Annotated in this window: 25 protein-coding genes; 7 read left to right on the plus strand and 18 right to left on the minus strand. The window is 40.8% G+C overall.

The window, feature by feature from the left end:
* Positions 1 to 9: 9 nt before the first annotated feature.
* From IJ00_RS10090 to IJ00_RS10145, 12 genes are all read right to left on the minus strand, one after another.
* Complete coding sequence (locus IJ00_RS10090; protein WP_046814785.1) at positions 10 to 3,696, minus strand: baseplate J/gp47 family protein; 3,687 nt, start codon at positions 3,694 to 3,696, stop codon at positions 10 to 12.
* 51 nt (positions 3,697 to 3,747) lie between these two features.
* Positions 3,748 to 4,227 (minus strand): GPW/gp25 family protein, encoded by a 480-nt coding sequence (locus tag IJ00_RS10095; RefSeq protein ID WP_035152633.1) that lies wholly within the window; start codon positions 4,225 to 4,227, stop codon positions 3,748 to 3,750.
* Positions 4,228 to 4,335: 108 nt separating this feature from the next.
* Positions 4,336 to 4,629, minus strand: coding sequence for a PAAR domain-containing protein (locus IJ00_RS10100; protein ID WP_035152636.1), 294 nt, complete (start codon positions 4,627 to 4,629; stop codon positions 4,336 to 4,338).
* A gap of 36 nt (positions 4,630 to 4,665) precedes the next feature.
* Entirely contained in the window at positions 4,666 to 6,438 is a 1,773-nt protein-coding gene (gene vgrG, locus IJ00_RS10105) for a type VI secretion system tip protein VgrG (RefSeq protein ID WP_046814786.1), read from the minus strand.
* The gene (locus IJ00_RS10110; RefSeq protein ID WP_035152639.1) at positions 6,435 to 7,163 is read right to left on the minus strand and encodes a LysM peptidoglycan-binding domain-containing protein; all 729 of its coding nucleotides are present in this window, start codon (positions 7,161 to 7,163) and stop codon (positions 6,435 to 6,437) included. The genes vgrG and IJ00_RS10110 overlap by 4 nt, the downstream gene beginning before the upstream one ends.
* A 3-nt stretch (positions 7,164 to 7,166) precedes the next feature.
* Positions 7,167 to 7,343, minus strand: coding sequence for a DUF5908 family protein (locus IJ00_RS28930; RefSeq protein WP_168163457.1), 177 nt, complete (start codon positions 7,341 to 7,343; stop codon positions 7,167 to 7,169).
* Between the two features lie 162 nt (positions 7,344 to 7,505).
* Positions 7,506 to 7,985: a phage tail protein gene (locus tag IJ00_RS10115; RefSeq protein WP_035152641.1), complete on the minus strand. Its 480-nt coding sequence runs from the start codon at positions 7,983 to 7,985 to the stop codon at positions 7,506 to 7,508.
* A gap of 93 nt (positions 7,986 to 8,078) precedes the next feature.
* Positions 8,079 to 8,516: a phage tail protein gene (locus IJ00_RS10120; protein ID WP_201782683.1), complete on the minus strand. Its 438-nt coding sequence runs from the start codon at positions 8,514 to 8,516 to the stop codon at positions 8,079 to 8,081.
* Between the two features lie 180 nt (positions 8,517 to 8,696).
* Positions 8,697 to 10,316 carry a phage tail sheath C-terminal domain-containing protein gene (locus tag IJ00_RS10125; protein ID WP_035152644.1) on the minus strand — a complete coding sequence of 540 codons (1,620 nt, stop codon included), beginning with the start codon at positions 10,314 to 10,316 and terminating at the stop codon, positions 8,697 to 8,699.
* Positions 10,317 to 10,344: 28 nt separating this feature from the next.
* Positions 10,345 to 11,643, minus strand: coding sequence for a hypothetical protein (locus IJ00_RS10130; RefSeq protein WP_144416024.1), 1,299 nt, complete (start codon positions 11,641 to 11,643; stop codon positions 10,345 to 10,347).
* Between the two features lie 15 nt (positions 11,644 to 11,658).
* On the minus strand, positions 11,659 to 12,222 hold the full coding sequence (locus IJ00_RS10135; protein WP_238178489.1) for a DUF4255 domain-containing protein: 564 nt from the start codon (positions 12,220 to 12,222) through the stop codon (positions 11,659 to 11,661).
* 681 nt (positions 12,223 to 12,903) lie between these two features.
* Entirely contained in the window at positions 12,904 to 14,244 is a 1,341-nt protein-coding gene (locus IJ00_RS10145) for an ATP-binding protein (RefSeq protein WP_035152652.1), read from the minus strand.
* 447 nt (positions 14,245 to 14,691) lie between these two features.
* Between IJ00_RS10145 and IJ00_RS10150 the strand changes: the two genes are divergently transcribed.
* From IJ00_RS10150 to IJ00_RS10165, 4 genes are all read left to right on the plus strand, one after another.
* Positions 14,692 to 15,168: a hypothetical protein gene (locus tag IJ00_RS10150; protein WP_035152653.1), complete on the plus strand. Its 477-nt coding sequence runs from the start codon at positions 14,692 to 14,694 to the stop codon at positions 15,166 to 15,168.
* Between the two features lie 198 nt (positions 15,169 to 15,366).
* Positions 15,367 to 15,780 (plus strand): hypothetical protein, encoded by a 414-nt coding sequence (locus IJ00_RS10155; RefSeq protein ID WP_035152655.1) that lies wholly within the window; start codon positions 15,367 to 15,369, stop codon positions 15,778 to 15,780.
* A gap of 242 nt (positions 15,781 to 16,022) precedes the next feature.
* Entirely contained in the window at positions 16,023 to 16,685 is a 663-nt protein-coding gene (locus tag IJ00_RS10160) for a hypothetical protein (protein WP_035152658.1), read from the plus strand.
* A gap of 10 nt (positions 16,686 to 16,695) precedes the next feature.
* On the plus strand, positions 16,696 to 17,661 hold the full coding sequence (locus IJ00_RS10165; RefSeq protein WP_035152661.1) for a hypothetical protein: 966 nt from the start codon (positions 16,696 to 16,698) through the stop codon (positions 17,659 to 17,661).
* Between the two features lie 19 nt (positions 17,662 to 17,680).
* Here IJ00_RS10165 and IJ00_RS10170 read toward each other — a convergent pair whose 3' ends face one another.
* The 6 genes from IJ00_RS10170 to IJ00_RS10195 all read right to left on the minus strand — a co-directional run bounded on the left by IJ00_RS10170 (position 17,681) and on the right by IJ00_RS10195 (position 22,854).
* Positions 17,681 to 18,040 (minus strand): hypothetical protein, encoded by a 360-nt coding sequence (locus IJ00_RS10170; protein WP_035152664.1) that lies wholly within the window; start codon positions 18,038 to 18,040, stop codon positions 17,681 to 17,683.
* 12 nt (positions 18,041 to 18,052) lie between these two features.
* Positions 18,053 to 19,297: an SMI1/KNR4 family protein gene (locus IJ00_RS10175; protein WP_035152667.1), complete on the minus strand. Its 1,245-nt coding sequence runs from the start codon at positions 19,295 to 19,297 to the stop codon at positions 18,053 to 18,055.
* 30 nt (positions 19,298 to 19,327) lie between these two features.
* Positions 19,328 to 20,749, minus strand: a complete 1,422-nt coding sequence (locus IJ00_RS10180) for a hypothetical protein (protein WP_035152670.1) — start codon at positions 20,747 to 20,749, stop codon at positions 19,328 to 19,330.
* Between the two features lie 73 nt (positions 20,750 to 20,822).
* Positions 20,823 to 21,572, minus strand: coding sequence for a hypothetical protein (locus IJ00_RS10185; protein WP_035152672.1), 750 nt, complete (start codon positions 21,570 to 21,572; stop codon positions 20,823 to 20,825).
* A gap of 71 nt (positions 21,573 to 21,643) precedes the next feature.
* Positions 21,644 to 22,378: a hypothetical protein gene (locus IJ00_RS10190; RefSeq protein WP_035152675.1), complete on the minus strand. Its 735-nt coding sequence runs from the start codon at positions 22,376 to 22,378 to the stop codon at positions 21,644 to 21,646.
* On the minus strand, positions 22,369 to 22,854 hold the full coding sequence (locus IJ00_RS10195; RefSeq protein ID WP_035152678.1) for a hypothetical protein: 486 nt from the start codon (positions 22,852 to 22,854) through the stop codon (positions 22,369 to 22,371). The genes IJ00_RS10190 and IJ00_RS10195 overlap by 10 nt, the downstream gene beginning before the upstream one ends.
* 177 nt (positions 22,855 to 23,031) lie before the next feature.
* On the opposite strand from IJ00_RS10195, the gene IJ00_RS10200 reads away from it, so the two are divergent.
* The 3 genes from IJ00_RS10200 (at position 23,032) to IJ00_RS10210 (ending at position 24,544) form a co-directional block, all read left to right on the plus strand.
* The gene (locus IJ00_RS10200) at positions 23,032 to 23,481 is read left to right on the plus strand and encodes a hypothetical protein (protein WP_035152681.1); all 450 of its coding nucleotides are present in this window, start codon (positions 23,032 to 23,034) and stop codon (positions 23,479 to 23,481) included.
* Positions 23,432 to 24,052, plus strand: coding sequence for a hypothetical protein (locus IJ00_RS29410; RefSeq protein ID WP_201782684.1), 621 nt, complete (start codon positions 23,432 to 23,434; stop codon positions 24,050 to 24,052). Before IJ00_RS10200 ends, IJ00_RS29410 begins: the two co-directional genes overlap by 50 nt.
* 237 nt (positions 24,053 to 24,289) lie before the next feature.
* Complete coding sequence (locus IJ00_RS10210; protein WP_035152687.1) at positions 24,290 to 24,544, plus strand: hypothetical protein; 255 nt, start codon at positions 24,290 to 24,292, stop codon at positions 24,542 to 24,544.
* The last annotated feature ends 316 nt before the right edge of the window (positions 24,545 to 24,860 follow it).

The following is a 24,860-nucleotide window of genomic DNA, read 5'->3' on the forward strand; positions in this document are numbered from 1 at the left end:
ATTGCTTAATTAGTCATCCCTTATCATCGCTTCCCCTCCTTCCTCTTTTGGTGGTAATAAAATAGTATTTTCTAAAGCTTCATAACCCAGAGTTCCAAAAAAGAATTTTTGATTATCAGCCATTTCACTAGTGACCGTAATTTCATTAATTATGTGAGTTGGACCATTGCTTGCAACGGGAACCGAGGTAAGTAGAGAACGGGAAGTAGAGGCGATCGCCTCCCTGATATTGGATTGATTTTCTTGTTGATTTTGATGATGCATTTGAAAATCCACTACATAGTCAACGTAATATTGCTGCTCCACAAAATTGAGAATTGCAGAACGATAAATAACACCACAAAAATCCATTTCTGCCCCTTGATTCACCGTCCAAGGTGTGAGAAAACCAATGATTCCTCTATCTAATTCGCGGGAATAATAGCCAAAGTTTTGGTTATAGGGAGATTTAAACTTGACAGAAAATTCGACTTGGATATATTCATATATCGGATTAACAACTTGAATCTCAACCCAAGGGGAACTAACACTGAGCAAATATTCCTTGATTTTCTCCCGGAGGTTAACATTAACTTTTGGTTCAAATTCCTGGGAAATACGCTCTGGTAATATTTTAGGAATTACTACCAAAGTTATAGCCCCAGGTACAAGTTCATTAAACTGCTGACCCTTCACCTGTCCATGATTAATGCAACGCACCTGATGAATTTCCGGAAATTTTTCTAATACCAACCGCTCATAATCAAAGATGGTGACTGCTCGACCTTTATGACGTAAATGCTCACTAATTCGGGTGTAAAAATGGCTAGGTTGTTCCTTAACTTTGCCACCAAAAGAATTATAGGGTTGCTCAATTTTTTTGATAGCTTCTGTGGGTTCAGCTAATTTCGCGATACTTCCAGTTGGTAAGGGATTTGCTAAATGGTTGCCATCATTTCCTGTGTCAACAAAAGTTACCCTTGCAGCTTGGGTGTGAACATCAATAATTTGACACATAGCTCGACTGCGAGATTTCACACTAGCTTTAATCCAGTGTAAATTTGGGTCGAGAATGGTAGTTTTATCCTTACTAATTTCCTGGGGAATTGGCAAATTGATGATACCGTAAGCAATTAACCCGTTGGTGTTGTCATTAATAACGATATTACGCAAGGAAATCCAATCATTATTTTGGAGGTAATACCACTCAATCTCTGTCTTTTTTAACTCTCCATCAGCACTTTCTTCCACTACTTGAAATAGCAAAGGTAACGCTGTCGGTGGTTCGAGATTTTCCAATCCAATCAGCAATTCTCCCTCGTTGGTAAATTGTGGTAAAAAATAGGATTGTTTCTCATCCCAAGCTGCAAACCCATCAAATGGATGGAGATGGAATAATTGGCAATCTTTTTTCTCTGCTACTGCTGTGTATTTGAGAGAGATTTCTTGAATTACTGGTGTTAATGGTTCTTTAGGTATGATTGGTTCATCTGCAAACTCGACATAGTGTTTAGGAGAAACAACCTTAAAAATGCCATCCTTATTTCTGTAATAAGCTCCAATAACTGCTTGTCTTCTCTCACCAACACCTGGTACGGGAATCCTTTGATTTGTTGCAGTAGCCAAAACTTGCCGCGTTAATACGGTAGGATATTCATCGTGGAGAAAATCACTTTCGATGAGTTGGAGACGTAAAAAACCATTTTGACTATCGGGGGTGAAAGCTTCCACAATTCTAGTGTCAGCAACAGAATTAAGTTTGAGTTTCCCTAATTCATTTGTGAGAGAAATTTCGCTACTATCAAATAGGTTTCGGGTTGGTTGATTTTCCGTGGGATGCCAAATTTTTTGTCGCAGGGATGCAACTGCTAATTTACCTGGGTTAAAGTTGGAACTGAGGGTAACTTTATCTGGTTTGCTAATATCAGAAGCACTATCATAAGCAGCATAAATATCTAACCAGTCTTTGGGTTTTTCTTGTTCTAACTTCAGGTGAATAGTCAGTGCAGTCAAGTGCTTTTGCAATACTTCTTGACTACCAATGTAAAAATTGGCTTTGGTTTTGGGTCTGCTACCAAACGGTTGAAAGGGTTTAGTTGCATCTAATACTGCTAAATCATTTTGTAATACTAATTTGCGAACTTCTATATCTTGAGCTTGGATATTCAACTCAACAAGTTTAATATTCTGGAAATAACTATAGGCAGATAAATTATTGACTAGCACATCATCTTTTAATTGCAACCTCGCCACAGGTAGATGAGTTGAAAGTTTTGCCCCAGGTAATTCAGAATTATAAATATCAATTGCTTCCTGCTCCGCAGAGAGCTTTACCGCTAATTTGAGGATATTATTTTCTAAGCTAGTTTCGCTGGTCTGTGGGATGAGAATTTCCCCAACTATCCAGTCTTTTTTCCCGCTAAATTCAATCGTAAAAATTTTAGGTAAATCGCTAGCTTTTACCGTTTTAACTTCTTTATCAAAAGTCAAAGTCAAAACTAAGGTGCGGTTTCCTTCCTGAAGATAAAAAATATTTGAGGCGATCGCCAATCCTAACTGACTATGTTTACGTGTATTATCACCAAAGGGCAACCATGCTTTAACTATTTGCTCCTTGGGAAAATCTCCACCTTCTCCGTCAAAGCTGTTCACTTGGGATGAAGTATAAAAACCCAGCAAATTTTCCGGTTGATCACCAGTCGCAATTTCTTGCGAGTCCAAAAATAACCCTTTCAAACTAGCTATTTGGGCTTTGTGGATAACGGTTTCCGTATCTAGTTGGTAAAATAACTCAGCACCACTAGCATCCTTACCAGCAAGAAAACGAGTCCCCCCATCCAGCTTATATTCTGGGAATGATTTAGCCAGTTCCAAAATTAAGTGAGCGCTGTCAGCTGAACCTGGGCGATCGCGCAATTGCAAAACCTGACGATAGAAAAAGTCCAGATGTCTTTGCGTCATCCGATTCAAGTCATCCCTGACTGGTCGCATCACCTCCCAAAAGGCAAAATATAAAGATAGGTGGGGTGGATGATCCTGTCGTTTTTCTAAACTATCCCGGAGATATTGAGGAGCGATTTGGATAATTTGACGGTAATTTTGAAATAGGGCTTGAAATACAAAGTCTAATTCTGCTCGTTGCACAGGTATGGGAACAGCTGCAACTTCTGAGTTAATTTGCAGATGAAATTTTTGAGCAAAATCTCGGTAAAAATTTGTCGGTGCTTTCTGAGCAGCTTTTTCAAAGGACAGTATTCGCTGGATAGCTTCCCGCAAATTAGTCTGCACCAATCCGGCGATCGCGGACTTGAGGGGAGTATAATCTTCTAACTTCTCATGCCAGCCTTGAATACGCAATAAAATTCCACGAACGTCAGCCAATATTAGCTCTAGAGTGTCACGAGATGGATTTTTGAGAAATTTATCCAAATGCTCCCGATACTTCTCCTTGACGCTTTCCGGGCGGGTTTTACTAATCAAGGCGATCTGCACAGGGGTGCTATTAGTAAAAAATTCTTGCCAATTCCCATCTGCGGTGTTGTCTTCTTTGTAGTAATTAACCCGTTCGCTCAGTTTATGAGCAAAAACCAGAAAATCAGCCAAATCGCCCTCGTCAATTTTGACAAAATCGGGTGACAGGGCTGGAAGTTGTCGCTGTTCCTGGCTTACCCCATCGCGGATTAAGGGATTTTTCGGTGGTTCGCGGCGGATATTCATCGGCTTATAAACTTACAAACATTGAGGAAACCTTGGCATTTCCAAATCAAATCAAACATTGGCGATGCTCCCTAATTGCAAATTGACTGGAATTTCACCTTTAGTAACGGCTGGAAGCAGATTTCCGCTACTTTCCTCTATGTAAAAGGGATAGACCAAATTAAAGCGAGAATTGATATTGGGAATGGTGTAATCAATGGTAAGTTTCACCCGTCCTTCCAATTGTTCATCCAAACTCAGGTCTAAGCTGTTGAGCAAAATGCGCGGTTCGTGATAGAGGATGGAGGTACGTAGTTGTTCCTTGATACTACTAGCAATAGTGGGACTCAGGGGTTCAAAGACAAAATCTTGGAGATTGCAACCATAGGTCGGCTGCATTACCCGTTCCCCTAAATATGTAGATAGGAGAATTATCAGGCTTTCACAAATATCCTCCTCTGCACTCACCAACCCCACACTTGCCGAGGCTTTATTAAAGGTAGGTGGAAATCCCCAACCTGTTCCTAAAAAGGCTTTATCGTTGTTTTCCATCTCAAGTGCTTCGCGCTAATTCATGAAAATTTAATTACAAATTACGTTAGCGTTAGCTCTCCCGCAGGGAGCATTACGAATTACGAATTACGAATTACGAATTATTATTCACCCCCCAATCAACACGTTGAATGCTCCTAAGACAATCGAACCTCCGTGAGCAGTAGTATCCCCAATCCTAGCTGCGGGTTTGCCACCAATTAGCACCGTTGTGGAACCCAAAATGATCGTATCCGGTGGTCCCGTACAGGTGCAGGTATCACCGACTACAGCTGCTGGCAACCCAGCAATTAAGACAGTGGGGACTCCGGGAGCAATAATTGGTCCACCCACATGGGGAACAACTCCTGTCACCATAGGACAAACATGCATATCAGTCAGACGAGCTGCTGGTTTTCCCATTTTCTTATCTTTCCTTTGTATATTTAGTGACTTTTATTAATTAATTTGTACTAAGGAACCTTTTAAAATGGCGATCGCGCTTGTGGATACTTCAGCCCCTGCATTTCCTTGGGCTTTAAATTGAGCGTTAGCTTTAACATTCACATTTAAGCCCTCAACACTGGTATCCTGTGCAGCTTTGAGGGTGAGTTTACCAGTAGCTTCCAGGGTAATATCTTTCGGACTTTTAATCGTGATACCCTTATCATTCATGGTCATGGTATTACCATTTTGGTCTTTCAAAGTAATGCCCTTATCCTCATCAGAGATGATAATTTTGTTACCTCCCGGTGTTTCCAAAGTCATAATTCTCTTATCGTCATCAAAAGTAACTTTCATTTGCGATCGCGTAAAAAAGCCCTTGTGATGGTTTTCATCTTCGGCTTGCAGGGGTGCTGGTTTGGCGCTACTATTCAACATTCCCAAAACAATCGGGTCGCGGGGATCGTCGTTGAGAAAACCCACAACAACCTCATCACCAATTTCCGGACGAAAGAAGGAACCACGATTATTCCCCGCATCTAAGGTAGCAATCCGTGACCAAATTCCCTCACTTTGAAAGTTAATGGTCGGGGTTTTGACTAAAATGCGGTCTTGTCTGTTGGGGTCTTCCTTTAACTGCACCACCACCCCAATTTGTAAGCCGTTGACACCGGGAACTAGTCCGGATGCTGGTCGTTCGACAATATCTGTTACCTGGTAAAACCACTGAGGTTCCATCCCCAATTGCATATATGTATACCAAGCTCCACCCACCATCTCATGACGCACACCCGAAACATAGGCTAACCCGTTGAAGCGTTTACCTAGTCCGTTCAGTTCCACCAAGGTATCAGGTTTAGCATCAGGGCTGCCAATCGTCTTTACCTTACCCTGAATCTTGGATAATCGACTTTTCAACAGTTGAGCATCAGCCCAAGCTTTGAGTTCATTCTGTTCTAACTTACCACTGTGACGCAGTTCCCAAGTATCGAGAGCGATCGCACTAGCTAATGTCTTTCCCGATAAATCACCTTGCTTGTTAACTTGCGGTTCCGATGCGGTCACTTCCTGTAACCTCTGGTTGCTATAATCCCAAGCTTGCGCCTTAACTGCTTGATATTGGTTTCTCGCGTCCATTTCCGCAGCAAATTCCAGTAGGTTTACCCCATAGGTGAGGCTGACTATCGGATTACCACTAGTACTTGGAGCTTTAACCTTGAGTTTCCCATTCTCCGCCAGGACAATCAATCCATTCATTTCCGCCCGTGAGAGAATAAAGTCCCAATCGCTCGCGTAGTATTGGACAATTTCCGGATGTTCACCTGTGGTAGCTTCGATATCCTGACTAATGCCAGCGTAACTGCTAATAATTTGGGCGATCGCATCACTATCTTTAACTTTTGTAAAATACCGACTGTGACGACCAATGGCTAATTTAGCAGCAACATCTTTGCAATCAAGCACCAAAATAGAGTCCCCATTTGCACCGACTTTAATTGCGTGCTTAACAATTAGCCCCTTAAATATCTTGCTATTCGCACTATCGTAACCAATGGCAATTTCCACCTGCTTCCCCGGAATCAAGTCTGCACCCTCACTCGCGGCAAAGGTTTCCTCAGCAGCAGCACCATCCCGCAGGACGATTGTTGCTGTGGGGATACGGTTAACTGCTCGATGTACTGTCAAAGACAACACAGTATAATCATTCGTGATGTCTTTACCGTCAGAGAGTAACGTGAAGGTGGCGACATTGTAGAGTGAATTCGCCGGAATAATTAGATCGGTCATAGCTCTGTTTTATCCAGGGGTGGGAATCTTAAATCGGTATTAGTCTTTAAACGGCGGAAATTAATCAAACCGTTAACTTTGGCAATTTGCAGGTAATAGGATGGATCGTCATAGATGCGATAGGTCATTAAAGGTAAAGTGTCACTAGCAGTCACCTTGCGTTGGTGGGTGAGATCGGGAGATTGTTTGTTTTCCTCCAGCAGTCTTAGTGTTTGCTCGGTATAACTAGTAAAAGTGGCACTTAGCTTGGCTCGCAGAGGCTTACCATCGGACGCAAATAGGGTGTAATTGACCTGGAGATTGGTCAGGAGACAGTTAAAACCATTCTTACCAGCGTAACCAAAGGAAAAATCTCCCCACAACAACCGGATAAAATTTGGCTTGTGTGTCTGGGGATTCATGGTGTAAGTCAACCGGAAAAACTCCTGGAGTTGTTTGACCACATCCTGGTGAAATTTTCCCGGATTTTGGCGATCGGGAACTACCCCCGTTCCATCAAAAATAAAATCTATTTTTAGTTCCTGTGGTCGAGTATATTTATATTCCGGATTATTATGTTGAGAACCCTGAGCTTGGCTACGGTTATATTCAATTTGAAATTGTTGGGAAAACTGCTCCGGATTGATAGGTAAATCAAAATACCCAATCTTACTTTGGTAGCGATCGTCCTTATAAATCTCCAACTTAACCTTAGTCAGTTCACCTGTTTTGACAGAATTGACCATAGGTTAGCGCTCCGATTGTTCCTTGAGGATAGCTAATACCTGCTCAACACAGGCAGCAATAATATCCGCTTGATTATTGACATTAGTACCGTTTTCTGATTCCTCTTGATTGGTATTTTGCCCCTGCCCTAAATCATGAACGGATGCTTTGATGACTAATTCTCTAATTTCCAATGGCATAATAATCTAATTTTCCTAAAAAAGTCTTGTAGTGGCGTGGCAAGCTTAAAATGATGCAATAAAATTTGTTTGTAGTTGCGCTTTAGCGCTTCTTTTACTAGAAATCTAATGCACAACTTTAGCCTTGACACGCCAGTAGGGTGCGTTAGTAACGCTCCATTCTTACTTCTGTGGCTCAAAATAGCTATAATTCAGTTCCAATGATTCAATGGCGATCGCGTTTTGTTCGGCATTAAATTCTGAAACAGACCACTTTTTGGGCCAAGCATTGATGACTTTCCAAACAACAAGCGGTTCGACATTTGCAGGAGTATTTTGAGGTGCTGAACCTTGCACATGTAACAACCTGACCAGCAAATCCATCGGGCGAATATCAAATTTGACAATGGCATCCATACACCAATTCACCATCTGGGAATTTTTTACTAAGCCTCGCTTCAGCACCAACGGGCTATATTTACTACGCACTGGTAAAGTATGCTCAAACCGGTTTTCCCCTCCCTCCTTGAGCGATTCCGTTTGCATATCTCCACTCAAACCCGTAATACTTTGAAAGCGAGTTTCGACGTTCTGCTTATCCAGACCTTCACCCAGAAATATAACGTCAAAAAAGAAACTGACTGGGGGATAAGTATATTCCATAGCTTTAGGTGTATCACATTAGTTATGAGAGGTTAGTAGTAGGGATTTATCGCTCTTAGGGACTAGAGCAACAACTACAAACCTGGAAAACCACTAGCCATTTTGAATTGTCAGCCCTTCGTGAACAATCTCAATGGTTTCAATTGCTACCTCATTCCCATCACTTTTCAGGTCGGTAGAAGTTGCTTTCGTGGGCCAAGCTCGGTTTACCTTCCAAACCACCACCGGCTCATGTTTCTCATTCAAGAGACTAATAGTTAAATCCCGCCGCTCAATCGTATTTAAAGCTACTGTATTCCACCAAGTATAAAACTCATTATCTCCCTTCATTGTCCCCCTTTTCATCGTAATCGCTCCAAACTTCTGCATCCCAGGCATCTGTAGCTTGCTATACTGAGGCATATTTCCTTCTCGGTATTCAATCGGCTGGGTTTCCACATTTAGCCCAGAAACTTCGGTAAATCCGATACGTTTACCACCCCACTCAACTTGGAAATGAAACTTAGGTAATGGATAGTTAATGTCTGTCATGGTTAGTTAGTTAATTGGTACATGGATATCTGCTTTCTTTTCTGAATTGCGAATTACGTAGACGCGGAGCGTCTTCCCGTAGGGTATTGCGAATTACGTTAGCGTTAGCTCTCCTGAAAGGAGCATTACGAATTACGAATTGCGAATTACGAATTACGAATTACGAATTACGAATTGGTATTAGCTTTCCTGCATCTTGTGGGAGAACTTGAGGATAATGAACTCAGCCGGACGTACCACAGCCATACCAATTTCAACAATCAAACGACCTTCGAGAATATCAAGAGCAGTCATGGTTTCATTCAGCCCTACCTTGACATAGAAAGCTTGCTCCGGTTTGGCTCCAGCTAATGCACCCGCACGCCATTGCAGAGTCAGGAAATTCTCGATCATCGCCTTGACTTTCACCCAGGTATTAGCATCATTGGGTTCAAACACAAACCCTTCGGTGGCTTTCTTAATCGATTCTTCCGCCATATTGAAAAATCGCCGTACTGGAACATACCGCCATTCATTGGAATTTCCATCTAGGGTACGGGAACCCCAAATTAATGTACCTTTGCCAGTAAAAGCACGAATCGCGTTAATCGACTTACCTGTACTGTGAACGTTGAGGTCTTCCTGTTCGGCGCTGGTAATTTTGATAGTAGGTTTGATTACCGAACTTAATGCTACATTTGCAGGAGCTTTAAACACACCTCTGGTGCGATCGACAAAGGCATATTGACCAGCAACTAATGGACTAGGTGGCAAAATCAAGGGAATTGCCTCGATCGCCGCTTTGACTAGATTGAATAAAATTGCATTTCCTGCTGCTTTATCATCCTGCTGAGGAGCTAAGTCAGACATTTTTTTGTCGTTGAAACTCCCATTTTGCTTACTCCCATCCGACAGAGTTTGTGAATGAACTAGTTTTACGCTAGCTGGTTCGTACTCATAATTAAAAATAGTTTCCACATTAGGTGTATAAACGGCAGAGTACTTCAAAGCATCTAAATTCAAACTCAAATCCCGAAATTCCCCTGCGACATCCAGGATAGTTTGTACTTTTGTTGGCGGTTGCAAATCGAAAATGGCAAAACGGTCTTGCAACTTCAAACATTGTTGGATTGCAGCATCGAAAAGCCCTGCTTTATTTTCGTTACTTAGAGCTTGAGACTCAGGAAAGACAAATAGGGTAACTTCGTCTATTTTTTCAACCTTGGCAATTCCAGCTTGGAGATTCTCTAAAGAAACTATACCGCCACTATCCTTGATTTTGCCTACGGAGGCTACATAGCAAGGACCTCCCCCATTGGCAAAGTATGCTTGTAGAGCATAGTACATATTGTGTGGAGAGGGTGTATCGTTCTTGCCAGATACGTTGCGCTCTGTGACTATGTTTTTCTCGTTAAGAGTTTCTTCAATTGTGACAACAATTTCAGCCTCAGATTCAGTTTTGCCAAAGTATAGTTCGTACTCTAGTAATGATGTAATCCTCAATGGTTCGGCTGCTTTTGCTGCATCTGCTGCTGCTTGTGCTGCTTTTGCTGCTTTGGCGGTATCTGCTGCTACTTTGGCTTTGGCTTTGTCATCTGATGCTGCATCTGCTGCTTTTTTCGCCTCGTCTGCTGCTTTTTTCGCCTCGTCTGCTGCTTTGACTGCATCATCTGTAAGTTGATGGTAATCAACACCTTTGACGATCGCCTGTTGAGTATAACCAATAAAAGCAGGAATAGCGGTGGCTACTTCGGCAACGGAAGGGGGAAACTTAGAAATTTCCTCGATATAAACGCCTGGGGTTTTGTAGGTACTTGGCATATTTGTGTACTTAATAATTGGTGATTACTTACAAATAGATATCGGAAAAAATGGCGATCGCCTTTGGCGCTGCGCTCCGCGTAATCGCGTCAGTCATTCCCTTCGGGAGTATCGCCTCTTTTTCTGTTTCGGGATCGATCTGTCTTTCCGGTTTAATTAGCATGACTCCCGGTGCTGGTAACAATTGGTCTTTACCGTCCTTAAGTAAACCCTTGGGTCGTCGCAGTAAACCCTGGGGTCTTTTGGTAAAGTAAGTTTTGTCATCTTGTAATTCAAAATCAGGTAACTTGTCTTGGCTGAAACCATGGGGCTTTTCGTAGCGATAACGCCAATGGGTAGCCCGGTTTTTAAACCGAATCACATAGGTTTTCGGTTGAATTAGGGTTTTTCCCCCCTGAGATTGCAACGGTGAAAATGCTGGTGGGACTAGGTTTTGGTTGAGAACGATTTCCACCAAAGCAAATGCATTACTGCTGGTCATCGGGTCATAGAGGATAAATTTGTCAACAGGGGTATTATTTAGGCGTAGTTGATAGCAACCGGGAACTTGACCGGAAAAATTCAGGTTAACGGCGATCGCCTCACCAGGGGTATGATTATCTGGGGCTGTCACCTTCAGGGCAAAGGTTTGCTGTTCGCTTGCGTCTGTTAAGGTGAAGCGGAAAATCTCACCGGGGTCGGCTCTGGGAATGACATGGGTTTTAAATAATACCTGGTGTGGTAGTCTATCTAGGTCAGAAACATACTGGCTGCTAGGAAAAGTATCCCAATCACTAGTATCAGGTACATCACTCACAGAAGTATAGTTGCGTAATGCTTCTAGGGTCTTGCCATCATGAGTCACCAATTGCCCCAGTGGATAGCTGGTGTTGGGAGCGTAAACGGGTAAGGGTTGGGTGAGGAATAGGGCGTGACTTTGATTATTTGATAAATTCGAGAAATAGTAAATTTGCTGACGAGGTGCAGTCAGAGAAAGATTTGTGTAATTACTAAAATAGCGATCGCGCACTATGAGCCAAAATGTCAGTCGTTGCGGACTATCTACAGGTATCTGCGTCTGAAAATTACCGTTGCGATTCTCCTTTGGAGACGCTCCGCGATCGCCAAGGTTAACTTCCTCTACACAAGCAGAAATAGTTGCTCCCCAAGGTTGGGGACGGAAGATGCAGCGCAGATTTTTCAGCACCTGTTGGCAATGTGCAGTGGGTACCAGTGTTAGTATTTCTGATATTGCATAATCCGTAGCTAAAGCGGGGGGATCGGATTGCCCCAGATAATAGTCATGCCAAAGTTCTAAATTCAGGATTTGTTTGTATAAAATCTTCATAACCGCATCCCGATTTTACTCATCCCAATGCATTTCACTAATTACAGGCACTTCCGCTTGACGTTTACGAGGTTCTAGACTCACCAAACGCGCACGATAAAGCGCAAAAGGAACTTGTTTACCCCCCAGGGTTCCCCAGAGGTGATTCAGTTGCTCAAAGGTTAGAGAATAAAGATCCAAAACAACCCGTATATCTTTGGAAATAAACCCATTCCCCGGAGTGGCGATCGACGAAATCTCCTTTTGCGATTGAAAAAACTCAATGATTCGTGACAGCAGTTGCAGAGCGGTTTCGTGTTGATTGTGGAGAATAGAAAAAAGAATAAATAAGTTCAGGTGAACTGGAGGATTTTGGTAAACCGTGCGACCATTCTCCAAGCGATAGTTAGAACCATTTTTGAGGGTTGTTTCCTCTTGGAGGTTAACTAGACTCATCACCACATGTCCATTGAGTTGATTATTTGAACCACCGAGTTCTTGAGCAGTGGCGATATTATCGATGATGACAATCTGAGCTGCTTCAAGTTGTGGTTCCACCTCCCGGATATAGCGCTGTAAAGAAACCTGTATCAATCTCATTGCATCAATGATCATGTTCGGCTCAAAAAAAAGCAATTTACAAGGATATCTATGAGTCCCTTTATGAAACTGTCAGGGAATTTTATTGGCGAAAAAGACTGTTTGTAAATGCTCCACCAAAATAAAGCATGAACAGATTAGGAAGAATTGAGTCTGACCTCAGATTCTCTTCGGGTATAACCTCCTTATACAAGAAGTCTGTTGGTATTAGTATGGATATTTTTTGATTGTTTATAACTTGTAACGATTTTTGATTTTTGAGGTAGCTTTTTAATACTGTTTTTGTATAGAGAAATACAATCAAAAGCCTATTATTCATAGACTATTGACTAACAAAGAGTAAATTGTAGGCTGATTTATCGCCTATTTAACTCCAGTCTCATAACAGGACTTTGGCAAATCTACCTCTAAGTTTTCAGACACCGATTCAGGGAAAATACCTCGTGGAATAACAGTGATGATTGCAGTAGTCGTGTCTGGGAATTGGCACAAAGAATTGTAGCAAAACCATGGATAATTTGGAAACAGCAAGATGTTATTATGTGCTGCTCAATTAAAACAATAAACTTTTTTGGTTTTCGTGCGCTTGAATGTAATAAATATTTTCATTTTATGTATTTTCACTCGATCTCTTTTGTAACTAAATAAAGCTCTCCCTCCTCTGATGCTTCTTTTTGACTCCTACAGAATTTTTCCAGCTTTGCTAAATTCCCGTTTAATTGCCTTGAGCAGTATCTCTTGGTTAATAGCTGTATAACTACCTTGTAATACTTGTAAGCAACAGTGCTGCACTACATTCATGATGTCAGAACCACTCATCTCATAGGTATTTGCAAGTTCAGTGAGGTCTATATCCTGAGTCAGTTTAACTTGCGATGGGAAAGCGATATGCCACAATTGCGATCGCTCTTTGGCATTGGGGATGGGAAATTGGATAAGTGATTGAAATCTTCGCAGGAAAGCTTCATCGATATTGCTTTTGAAATTAGAAGACAGAATGACCAACCCATCATAGTTTTCGACCCTCTGCAATAGGTAGCTCACCTCTTGATTGGCATACTTATCATGGGCATCACGGACATTAGTACGCTTACCAAACAAAGCATCAGCTTCATCGAAAAATAGAATCCAATCCTTACTTTCTGCCTTCATAAATAGATTCGCTAGGTTTTTTTCTGTCTCCCCGATAAATTTTGATACCACCATCGACAGATCTACTTTATAAACATCTTTACCCGTATACTTCCCCAGAAGACTGGCAGTCAGGGTTTTACCTGTACCGGGGGGACCATAAAAAAGGGCACGATATCCCAGTTTTAGCTTCCTTTTCATCCCCCAATCATAGAGAATGGTTGCACCGTGGGTAATCCAGGCTTCCAAATCCCGAATTTGTTGTAAAGTTTGGGAATTGAGAACTAAATCTTCCCATTCCATCTCAGTGGTGATGAGTTGAGCTGGGAAATCGAGACTGAAATGGGGACGGGACAATTCTCCTTGGGTAAACAGGTCGATATAATCCTGAGTCATGACTAATTTACCGCTCATCATCGGTTCACCCTCTGGAGGTGGTTCCAGGTAAAGGACGCGATCGCGAGCAAAGGGATGTTCCTCACTGAAAATTTGCTGGAGTAGCAACCGTTGACTCAACTGATGACTACCGAGAATAAATAGTACCGTTTCCCCAGTTGGTAAAAATCCCCGAAAAGATTTACCACGCCAACCACCAATTTGAGGATAGTCACCAGCTTGGGGTAACTGAGTCATGATCGTCCTCTCAAAAAAATCTGGTTGTAAATGGGGAGCTAGGGCTATTAGTAGAGTTAGCTGAGCGGCACTATCTAATTGATACTTGCGAATAAAGCAGGGTAGGGGACTTTCTGCCTTTAACCAATCCTCTGGTGGACTTGGCATTGGTTTCTCAGGCTTCTCACTACCATTAAAATAGGAATCCATGCGCCACTGGATAACCTCAGCCAAGTAATTTAGCGCCTTTTCGAGGGTATGAATGTCTGGCAAACCCATGATGAATGTATGTGGTAATATCTGCGGTTTTGGATGTTAGGCGTTAGCGCCAGCGAACCGTAGGTTTATCGCGCCCAATAGCACAGGTGAAATATCTTACAGAAAATTTGGTGACTAGATTTAGTTCTTAACTAATGTATCAATTTTTGTGCTGGTTGTGGATTCCATAATACATTAGATTTGTGATGCGAGCATTGCCTCTGGCGCTGCGCGCAATTGCGGTTGCACTCCCGGAGATAGTATCGTCCACAGATTTCAGGCATGGAAAGCCATCAAAAGTATTTTCCCAGTCAAACTTATTAATCTTAAGCGGTTACAAAATCAGACATAATTTAGTTTTTCTGAGGATTTATCAGAATGTTAAATTATATTAAGTGTGATTGCTGATTGTGGAAAGCATAAATTGAGTGTAACGATGTCAAAGCTACAAGATTGACTAAAAAAATTATGCAAGAAACTTTGATGAAACAAAATCCGACATCTCCTAATAGTCTTCCAGTCCTCTACAAAAGGGATAATATTCAACCTACAGAGAATAACCCAATTCAAGGGGCTATACAACTATGGGCTACCCTCTCAGATAAAGATACGGCAGTTGTCTACCAACAAGCAGCTGGTAAAACTTGGCTAATTTTCAAACAAGCGATCGCCGTTGTTTTGTTTTTATTCGCTTTAATTACTGCCTTGAATATCTGGGTGTTGGGTATTGCGTTTAAAAGTGGTCAGAAATTACGGAATTGGTTAGAGGTTAAACAACCAAATTTGCATGAGATTACCTCTGCATTATTGCAATTATTGGCATCACCCCTAGAACGTGCATACAAATGGGCAGAATCGTTCGTAAAAGAATATTTGAGATGGGAAATTAAGTTTGAGCAAACAAAGCCGGAATCACATACAAATCAAGGGAAGGATACTAAATAGGATTGTATAAATTGGCGAAAAATTCAGCCTTTTCTAAGCAGATGAGGTACATATAAATTTATCTCGGTTGTCAGTAGGTGGTTGCGATTATTTGTAAGACGCATTTCGACATTTTGACAAGCTCAGTGCATCGCTGCGCTCAATGCTTAAGTCACTCATATAAAGAGGATGGAATTTTAACGATTGATATTCTCTCAAATGATAAAACTAAGCAAGGAACAAATTCTTGAATTTTTAGCGGAATTAGCAGCACCTGTTAGTCCGGAAATTTTTGCAGGTTTTGGTAGTGAATTCCAACGGAATAGATATGAGTGGGAAAAGCAAAATCAAGAGCTTGAAAAGGAAGAAGAATATATTTCTGTCTGGATTAAAGAACAGGAAGTCCAACACACCTTAGATATCTTACTGGAGATTGCACATAATCCACCAGAGAGAGATTTCTATGATGGAATTGCCCAGCGCAGACAATTAGACTGGGAATATTATTTAGCTTTGATTATTTATCAATTGGGTATAAGAGATAGGGTTTTACTGATTTCTAAACTGGAAGCAAATAATGACAACATTAATTCTATTATTGCATCTGTAAAAGAATATTTGGCAGATGATTAATTACAGTAAAGATTCTAGCCAACCCAAGGCTTTATTTAAGAAAATTAGCAATTAAATAGCCGGGTTTAATCAAAGGTAGGATGTATTAGGCGTAGCCGTAACGCATCAAAGTCTTATTCTCCATGGGTTACGCTGCCCTAATCCCATACTACAGAGGTTTTGTATTTAATTGCACCTTACTACTTATTTATACAAAATTAGGATATAACTATTAGTTGTGAATTAATTTTTATCTTAATATCATGAAAGTTCTGAAAGATATTCCCAAAATATTAGCTACAGTAACGTTAATCAATTATATTCAATTACCTGTTGCTTGGGCAGATGTTCTACCTCCGGGAGAATCTCCAGTTAATTATTGTTTTAAAATTGCCAATCTTGACAAATATCCCAATTATTTTTTAATTGCCCATGTTAAGTCGGAAAATCCCAACCTGCCAACATATAACAGAATTCTTCAGTCAGGTAAATGTTTGGGTTTAAATGGATATCGAGAATATAGTGATATCTATGCTATCAAAAAATCTTTGCTGAAATCTCAAGATATTACTAAAGCTAAAGAAGGTCAATATATTAAGGATTGGAATAGCAAAAAATCTCTGTTAGTTCCAGCCAAGAATAGTATTACATCTCTGAGATTGCTGCCAGGTAGATATGGTGTAAAAGAAGTTGCTGATGTTTTAGAAATTGTCGCGATCGCGCCCAAATCTCTCGATTTAAAATATAAGGAAGTTGTTTACACTTCTAACCTAGGAAATTCAGAAACAAAAGCTTATCAAGTGCAAGATAAACGACCATTACCATCTTTGATACTGAATTGGTTCAACTTGATAATTCCCGGAATATCCCTAGCTGGTATCATGATGGTTTATAAAAAAATACAACTTGCTAAAAAGCAGAGTTAATTATTAAAAAATGTCAATATTTGTTGCTGTTAATATAATTATAATTAGTGCAATATTTGCGGTAGCTTGTCCTTTAGCTACATACACCTTTACTTTAGCAACATTTGGACTTACCCATGTATTAACAGAATTACATTATGTTAATAATCGCTTTCACCAGCGTCTAGGAAATAGTTTACGTTTAAGAATTAGTCAGTTACTTCTACTAGTCATTTGTTTTCGCAGTTTACAAGTATTCGGGTTAATTCCGAATTGGATAAGCATCGCGTTAGAATTAAGTTGCGTAGTTGGGTTAGTTGCACTTGTTATCCCGATTTTAGCGAAGAAAAACTGGCGATTGGGAGTTTTCGCAACCCTATTATGTATTATCCTCGCAGTTGGGATATTTTGGTCAGCGACTCTCACACTGCTATTATTCGCGATTTTACATAATATTACCCCTGTGGGATTTATAGCGGAAAAATTACGGGGTTGGCAACGAAATCGCGCTTTATTTGCTTGTACTGTTGTCTTTTTTCTCATTCCTTTAGTAATTCTTTCTGGAATCCCCTACGACTTTTTATCCTCTATGGGTTTGGTTACATTAGAAGCATCTTTATTTCCAACAGGAGGATTGGAGTTTCATCTAGGAGCTTTTGTACCAAAGCAACTACATAACCCAGTAATAGCAATTCATGCTTTTTCCGCAGGAGTATTTTTACAATCTATGCACTATGCCGTGGTTATAGGGGTGTTACCGAAGTGGGAGAATACTAATCAATTTAGAACAAATAATGATTTTTTAAAAAATTATGACAAAAAACAATTTCGCTGGTTTGTTACCTTCTTAAGTGCATTATTTTTTGTCGGTTTTACTATATCATTCACCAATACTCGTGCGGTGTATGGGATTGTCGCAGCAGTTCATGCTTGGGTAGAAATTCCGATTTTACTTCTAGCTTTGGCAATACCAGAAGAAAGTAAAGTAAATAGTTAATGCTGAAATTAATTAATATTTATTGTCGCAATAATTCAGCGATGAGCAAACCTCCAAAAAACGAAGTTCCATTGGCAATGATGGATAAAAATAAACCCTTTTGCCAAGCTAATTTTAAAATTATTGTATAGATAATACCTTCTGCGATCGCCACAAAGATTTCTATCAGTGTCACTCTCAGAGGAAAGTCCATGTAATGAGTTAGTATTTGGTTACTTTCCCAAGCTAGGGGATGGGTGAAGAGGGTTGCAGCAAAGGCTATAATCGATGTATTGTAGATATCCCCACGGGAAGAAAATTGCTGTGTCTTTGCTAAAGTAATTAACACCACAGGTATTTCAATTACCCAGGAAATTAATAGCGCTAACAACTGTGTCATCGATTTGGAAATTCACGGGTAATATATATTGTATATGTACTCCAACCTTTCTAAAATTCGTTGCGTTCGCATCTCAGCTTGTTCCGCATTAAACCCAAAGTTGTACCGCATCTTACCCATATTCTCAATTCGCCATTGGTTGATTTTATAATCTATTTCATCGCTCACCCTCACTTGCTCATTCGTGAGTTCGGGATCGATATTAAGTCCGATGGTTTCTGCAAGGAGTCTGGCAAAATTCACAGAATGAAAGTATGGATAATCTCGAATTAATTTCCCAGAGCGGAGAAAAGCCAGTAATCCTTCAATTGGAGATAACCCATATTGAATATCATCTAGAAAATCCTTGAGCCATTGTTCTGGAGAAAACTCACAAAAACGAATCCAATCCCCCTGAATTTCCACCTCGTATCCTTCCTGGGTGAGAAACAAATCGCGCACAGGATTATCCCCATCGACAATTCGTAACAACCCTGGATATTGCTGATTTCCTGGATTTTTGAGCCAATCCCTCGATTTTGCCGCTCTCAACTTTGCGAGGAACTCAGGTAAAGGCTGATTCCATAGTTGAGCAGAATTGTTTGCCATAACTTCCTCAATCGACCAGTAATTTCCTAGCCGTTCCCAATTACCACCATTGCAGACTTCTAGCAAAAATGTTCTGTAAACTTCAGGCAGTTTAATTCCATGTTGTGCTTCTAACGCGCTCAACTTTGTTTCAGAACCAATTGGCGGATTAGTCGTGATTTGGACATAGCGATTGTATGGATCGAATTTTCGCAATCGATCGAGGGTAACGTGAATTCGTTCAGGAACGCTTAACCATTTTCGCAGGGGTAATTGGCAACCGAAGTGACGCTCCACTGTAAAAATGTCTTGATCGTACACCCTCACCCTTCCTTGCGGGTCGTGAGAGAATTGAATTTGTAACTGAGTCAACACCTGACAGAATTGCTCTGCATCATCATCAGTCGGAAATAGCCCCACAAGATGGGGATGCTTGATTGTCTTTATCTCCCGATACATAAACTCACAAGCTTCAGCCTCATCCGTAAATTCAAACAGCAGATGTTGAACCGTACCACGCTCGGTATAAACAACTTGCCAGCGTTGGCATAGCGACTCCTGCGGAGTATCATCTGTTTGAATCAAGCAAATCTCATCATCACCCATTTGGCGAATCTGATACAGGCGACAGCCTTCGCCCCAAAGTTTGAGATCGAGTAACTCTGCATTCAGATATCTGACTTCCCACATGCACTCACCTCTTACCATTTGGTATGATTATTACTTGGCTTGTTCTGCCCGAAAAAGCCGGAGAAAGCCCCCATCAAACCATTCCCTATAGTGAAATCGCAGTTCCCCGGATAGTAGCATCTGACCTCGACAGTAGAGAAAGTAGGTTTCCTTTGGGAAATAACTTTGCAAAGGGAGCAATCCTTTTTTCAACGCCGTTCGCTCCCCATTTTGCCAGAGCCTTGCAAGGTGAGATGCTAAACAGTTCAAGAAAAACTCAGCTTTAGGCAAGGAAGGATCTGTTCCTAAAGTTACCAACTCATCTTCTCGTCCTCTCCAATCAACAGACATTTCCCAATCTTCAACCGGAGGTAAGCAGGATGTCTGCGAAGCCCAGATAACTAACTCTAGGTACGTCGGCTCATTCACGTTGATAAATAAGGTATTCGCATTTATCGGCATCGTAATTTCTAAAACCGTCAACAAGCCGATCGCATTGTGATGTACACTTCCTGTCACCAGCCGATATTGCTTCCCATCGGCTTCAAAGGGAATCGTATACGGGTACTGCAATTTTGCTTTTTGAAAATGCTGTAGGCAAAGCTGATGAAAGTCAGTTTGAGGTAGTGGTGGATCAAAAAACATCCAATCTAAACACAAACTATTTTTTTCTTGGCTCACAGAAGCACCATCTAAGTAGCGCCATAGCTTTTCAGCTTGGATGACACAGCGTTGCAGATTTGGATAAGCAACTAGACGAGCAAGAATTTCTGGCGAGATTTTACGGTTGAGCAGGTTTGCGATCGCCATCTGATGCAGCAGTTCATATCTAATTGCTGCAACCTGATTGGGTGTATGTAACTGGGCTTTTTCTGCAAAAAATAGTAGATATATACTAGCAGTTTCTTCAATCTCAGACAAAATCTGCGGGATTAGTAAAGAGTGAGTAGGACTCGCAGCAGACACAAAGCGTAAATTCCACTGGGTTTCATTGAGCAGTTCAATTCCCTCAATTTCTTGCAGATTCCTCCAATTTCGTGCAACCTGTATCACCTTCAATGCAGTGTCATAGGGAATACCGTACATCGGATAGTAACTCCCCGGATGCCATAAACAAATCGGTTCATTGTAAGACTCGCCATGAATTTGAAACAGTCGATCTATCAGTTCCCAAATCGCCCAATTTTGATAAACTTGCGGTAGTTTCCAACTGCTCTCGCCAATAAGCTGCTGGCAATTCCTGACAAAGAAGCGATTATCCTCATTCTCGTACATTTCACGCGCCTGAAAGCACTGCCAAAACGTATCATTATGGGCATGACGTGCCAAAAACTGAATCAGGAGCGAATCGTCATATCGGGTTATGGCTTTGCGACTGTGGCGACCAGAGAATAACACACCTGAATCGCTTTGTGCGATCGCTAGTGTATATCCATCAATTAGAACAAAGGTTTTTCCATGCTTATCTCTCATCCAGCAACTGGTTCAAATAGGTGAAAAATGCTGTAATAATGATTAAATGCTTGAATTTCTCCAACCTTAACCATTAAAGAGGTATGAATTCAGCAGTTTTTAAAGCATTCCTCCAAGCGATACGAGCAGCCATACGATAATCAAACCCCCTACAGATAGATTCGTGATAACTGCCATTAAAGACAGTAATTTTTAGGGATGAAAAAGCTTTATTTTCTAGATGAGAATATTTAATCAGCCCATCGATAATTCCTTCGATCGACTCTGAAATATATTCGTCAATAATATCTGTCTCATTTGGAATTTGCCAAATAATTTTAATCTGATTGTTCTCTAAATTCTGTTCTAATCTGAATGCAATATGAGCGGGCTGACCGATATAAGAGCTACCTATGGTAAATTTACCCTCAGCAATTAATGGTTCTTTAATTGAATAACGTTGATACTCACAACCATGCCAAATATCTAATTCAATTACATTCTGAAATGTTTCCCAAATATTTACTACCCAATGCCACTTTTCCACATATTTACAAATATCGTACCAAGCGGAGTTACGAATATGTTCATAAATTTTCAGCAATATATATAATTCACGAATATCCTGTTTATTCGGCTCCTCTTGGATAACTAATTTCATTAAACGTTGAGCAACTGTGATAGTTTCCTGGGTAAATAGCTCTTCTGAGTCTTCATCGTCTTCATATTTTCCTAATTCTGGTTGCTCATGTAGTGACTCAATTATTTCATTTAGCCAACCAATCTTTTTTTGTCTGGCTTCATAAGTATAGTCTTTTACCCAGTATAATTGTTTGCGGTTCATATAATCAAATATTTTCTAATAATAATTATTAGATATATTATACAGAAAGTACTATAATGGTTTTACTAGGTCTACCATATCTCATCTAGCAAATTTCGTTTTCTTTCTAAAGGAATTGCGGGACAATTTTCAATAAACTGCTTCAACCTAGCCTCGGACAAACCCATTAAATATCCTTGGAAAAGAAGATATGGACTTTGCTGAGAATTCAAGATTGAGATCGATTTTTCAATTTCATAAATCTCATTATTTAAAAAATTGAGATGCATTTGTAACCATTGCTTCGGTGTATAGCGTTCCATCACAACATAAGTCAACAACGGTTGTAAGCAGATTTGAATTTTCACTTCATGTCCTTCTTGTGTCAGAAACAACCCGTAAGTCTCTTGTTCTGGAGGATACAACCCAATTCGTAATAGTCCAGGAAGGGCGTTAATTTTCAGGAGATAGGGTAACTCGACTGCATCAGATTGTTTTCCTGTTGCCAGAAATTGACGAACGAAATCAGGCGGTGACTGATGCCATAACTCAGCACAATTATGCTGTATGATTTCATCAATTGTCATCCAACAGTCTCGCTCGGCACAATCCCAACACCCTCCATTTCCCACCTCTAGCAAAAAAGCAGCATAGGCGAATGGTAGCTGAATTTCCAATGCTTTTAGAATCGCCACGGATTCAAGCGGTGGATTTAAGTCTATTGTCAAACACATTCCATCTGGATCGAGGTATTTCAAGCGATCTAACGCCAAACGAATCTCCCTAGCAACTTCAATCATTGCAGTTTGATGGGCGGTTAAATGCATAGCTCTAACCCAGAGACTTGCTCCAAAAACATAGTAGCAAAGGATTCACAACGAGGCATGATTTTTGGAAGTTCAACCCGTAGCATTGCGATCGCCGCATCAACATCCTCACAATCGCAGTATAGATTTTCTAGATGATATCCTAATGAAGCTTCGGGGATTTCCGTACTCCCACAGCAGTTGTGAGAAACCCAAGCGATGAAGGATTTTATTGAGCCATCGCATTCGAGATTCAACAAATAAGCTCGAATAAAAAATTCCTCTGAGTAGCCAAGAGCAATTGGAATCGTTTCAATCAACCCTTGTTTGAGGCACACTTTAGCACCTTTAGTGGCAATTTCCAGTAAATCATAAGCAGGCTTTTCAATCGCCAGAATCTGAGCATCAGCCCAAGCGATTAGGTTCTGCTCGGAAACAATGCCAATATTCCAAAGGGTGAGTGCGATCGCTAAAGGACTTGGATTTTCTAGTGACATACTCCTCACATCTTCCAAGCAAAAATTGTGAGATTAAATACTCAGCATAAAGCTAAAAGTATTAATTTATCGTTAAAAGCAAACAAAAATACTGTAGCTATATCGCCCAGATGTTTGATTTTGCTGTATGTATACGTAAATGTGCAAGATATTAAGTTAACCTAAATTAGAATTTATATGTTCTCAAAACTAAGATGGCGTTCGCGTAGCGGCTCCCCTGGAGCATTGCTGCTTTTCATATTTCCTTTGGTGGTGGTTGGAATTTATCTGCTGCAACCGACTCCCCCCGCACCTTGTGGAAGCCTGAAAAAATTTGGCGCGATCGAGGAAGGAGAACGCTGTATCATCAATCGTAACGTTACCCTAGAAGGCAATCTCAAAAGACTTCCCAATCAACTAACCGTCAAAGGCAACCTAACTATTAGCGGTACGTACATTGAAGAGCTGCCCAATGCAATGGTAGTTGAAGGAAACCTTTTTTTGTACAAAACTAGCATTGCCAAACTTCCCCCAGATTTGCAGGTTCAAGGAAACTTCGATCAATATAGTGGATTTGGTTCTCCAGGGGTTAAATGTAATGCAATCCCTAAAACTGCTGTTATCAAAGGGAATCGCAACTGTCACTAATTGCGATCGCAATAAACTACAAATCAAATCTGCTAACTGTATGTCAGAATACCCAGGCTGGACAATCTATATGCGATTGTTAATTGATGATTATCCCCTCGTCGTCTTGGCAAAAGATAACGAGCTGCGCTTTATATCTGAAGGATATTACCAAAACATCATCGAATTTTTATTGCCCTTGGCAGAACCGGGTGAGGATTTTGTCATTGAGTCCGGTTCAACGCGAGTTGAGAGCATCCATAATCAATTGCATCAGGCGTTTGTCAGTGGACAGGAATTTGTTGATTATGGAAATATTTATTTCTGCCTTCAGCCAATTCCGCCATCTGATGTGGCGATCGCGATCGCAGAATCAGAATTTCAGCAAGAAATCGATCGATATCAACAACGGACAGGACATCGACCAACTGAACCTTTCTGGTATGTCAATCTCAACTTTGCAGGTTGGGATAGGTGCGGTCGCTATATCCCAAAAAGCAGCATTAACAAAATCATTCAAGTCACTCAACGGATTAAAGTGGGAGAACTCAACTTCCCAGAAGGAGTACAGCTTTTTTCAGAAGATGAGTGAGATTTATCACAGCTTTGTTTGCTCGTAAATTCCAACTATTGAGTTCTGTCAACTATGAAAATTTCCATTTGGTTCTTTGGCTTCTTACTGCCTTGGTACTGCTTTTTGCTATATCGATCGCGCTCTGCATATATTTTTCATCCGTGGGAATCAAAGGCACTTATTTGGTTACATGTTTTACTGCTCTCGCTGTTTGGCATAGCATTGGGGCAGCCTTATGCTTCATCAGGACTACCAATGGACAATCACGGGCGCAGTTTCGGGATGGCGCGATTACTATGGAATCCAATGCTGGGAATTTATGCTCATAGCGCTTTCGTGTTATTTCCCTATAGCTGGATGGTTTGGGTGCAGCAGCGACGGTTGCATTTTCTGATGTTGTTAGCACAGGTTGCATTTGCGATCGCAGTTTCCCATTGGCAAAGTTTAGTCTTACCAAATGCCTGTGATTACGAGATTCCAACTGTAAAAGCGATGTCCTTGTGTGGTTAGCCTCAAACCAACTAAGTAGATCGGTGTGAAAATTTCAATGTATGTCATTGCGAATGAAACGTTCGCGTAGCGTGTCGCTTTGCGACTCAGTGAAATGAAGCAATCCCAAGGGTTATGCCGATTTTACATTCTGTTACATAGTTAGGTTTATTCTCACCGACTTACTTAATTGCCCTTTGAATCGATCCAGTTTAGATGCTGAAAATATCCGTCCATTCTATCTCGATCGTAGTCTAGTCAGTAATATTGATGAATGCCGTATGAACATAGGAAAATGCCGGGTTAGCCTTTGTAGTTTTTGTAAAAGTCAAGATTA

This window comes from Calothrix sp. 336/3 (assembly GCF_000734895.2).
Classification (GTDB): Bacteria; Cyanobacteriota; Cyanobacteriia; order Cyanobacteriales; family Nostocaceae; genus 336-3.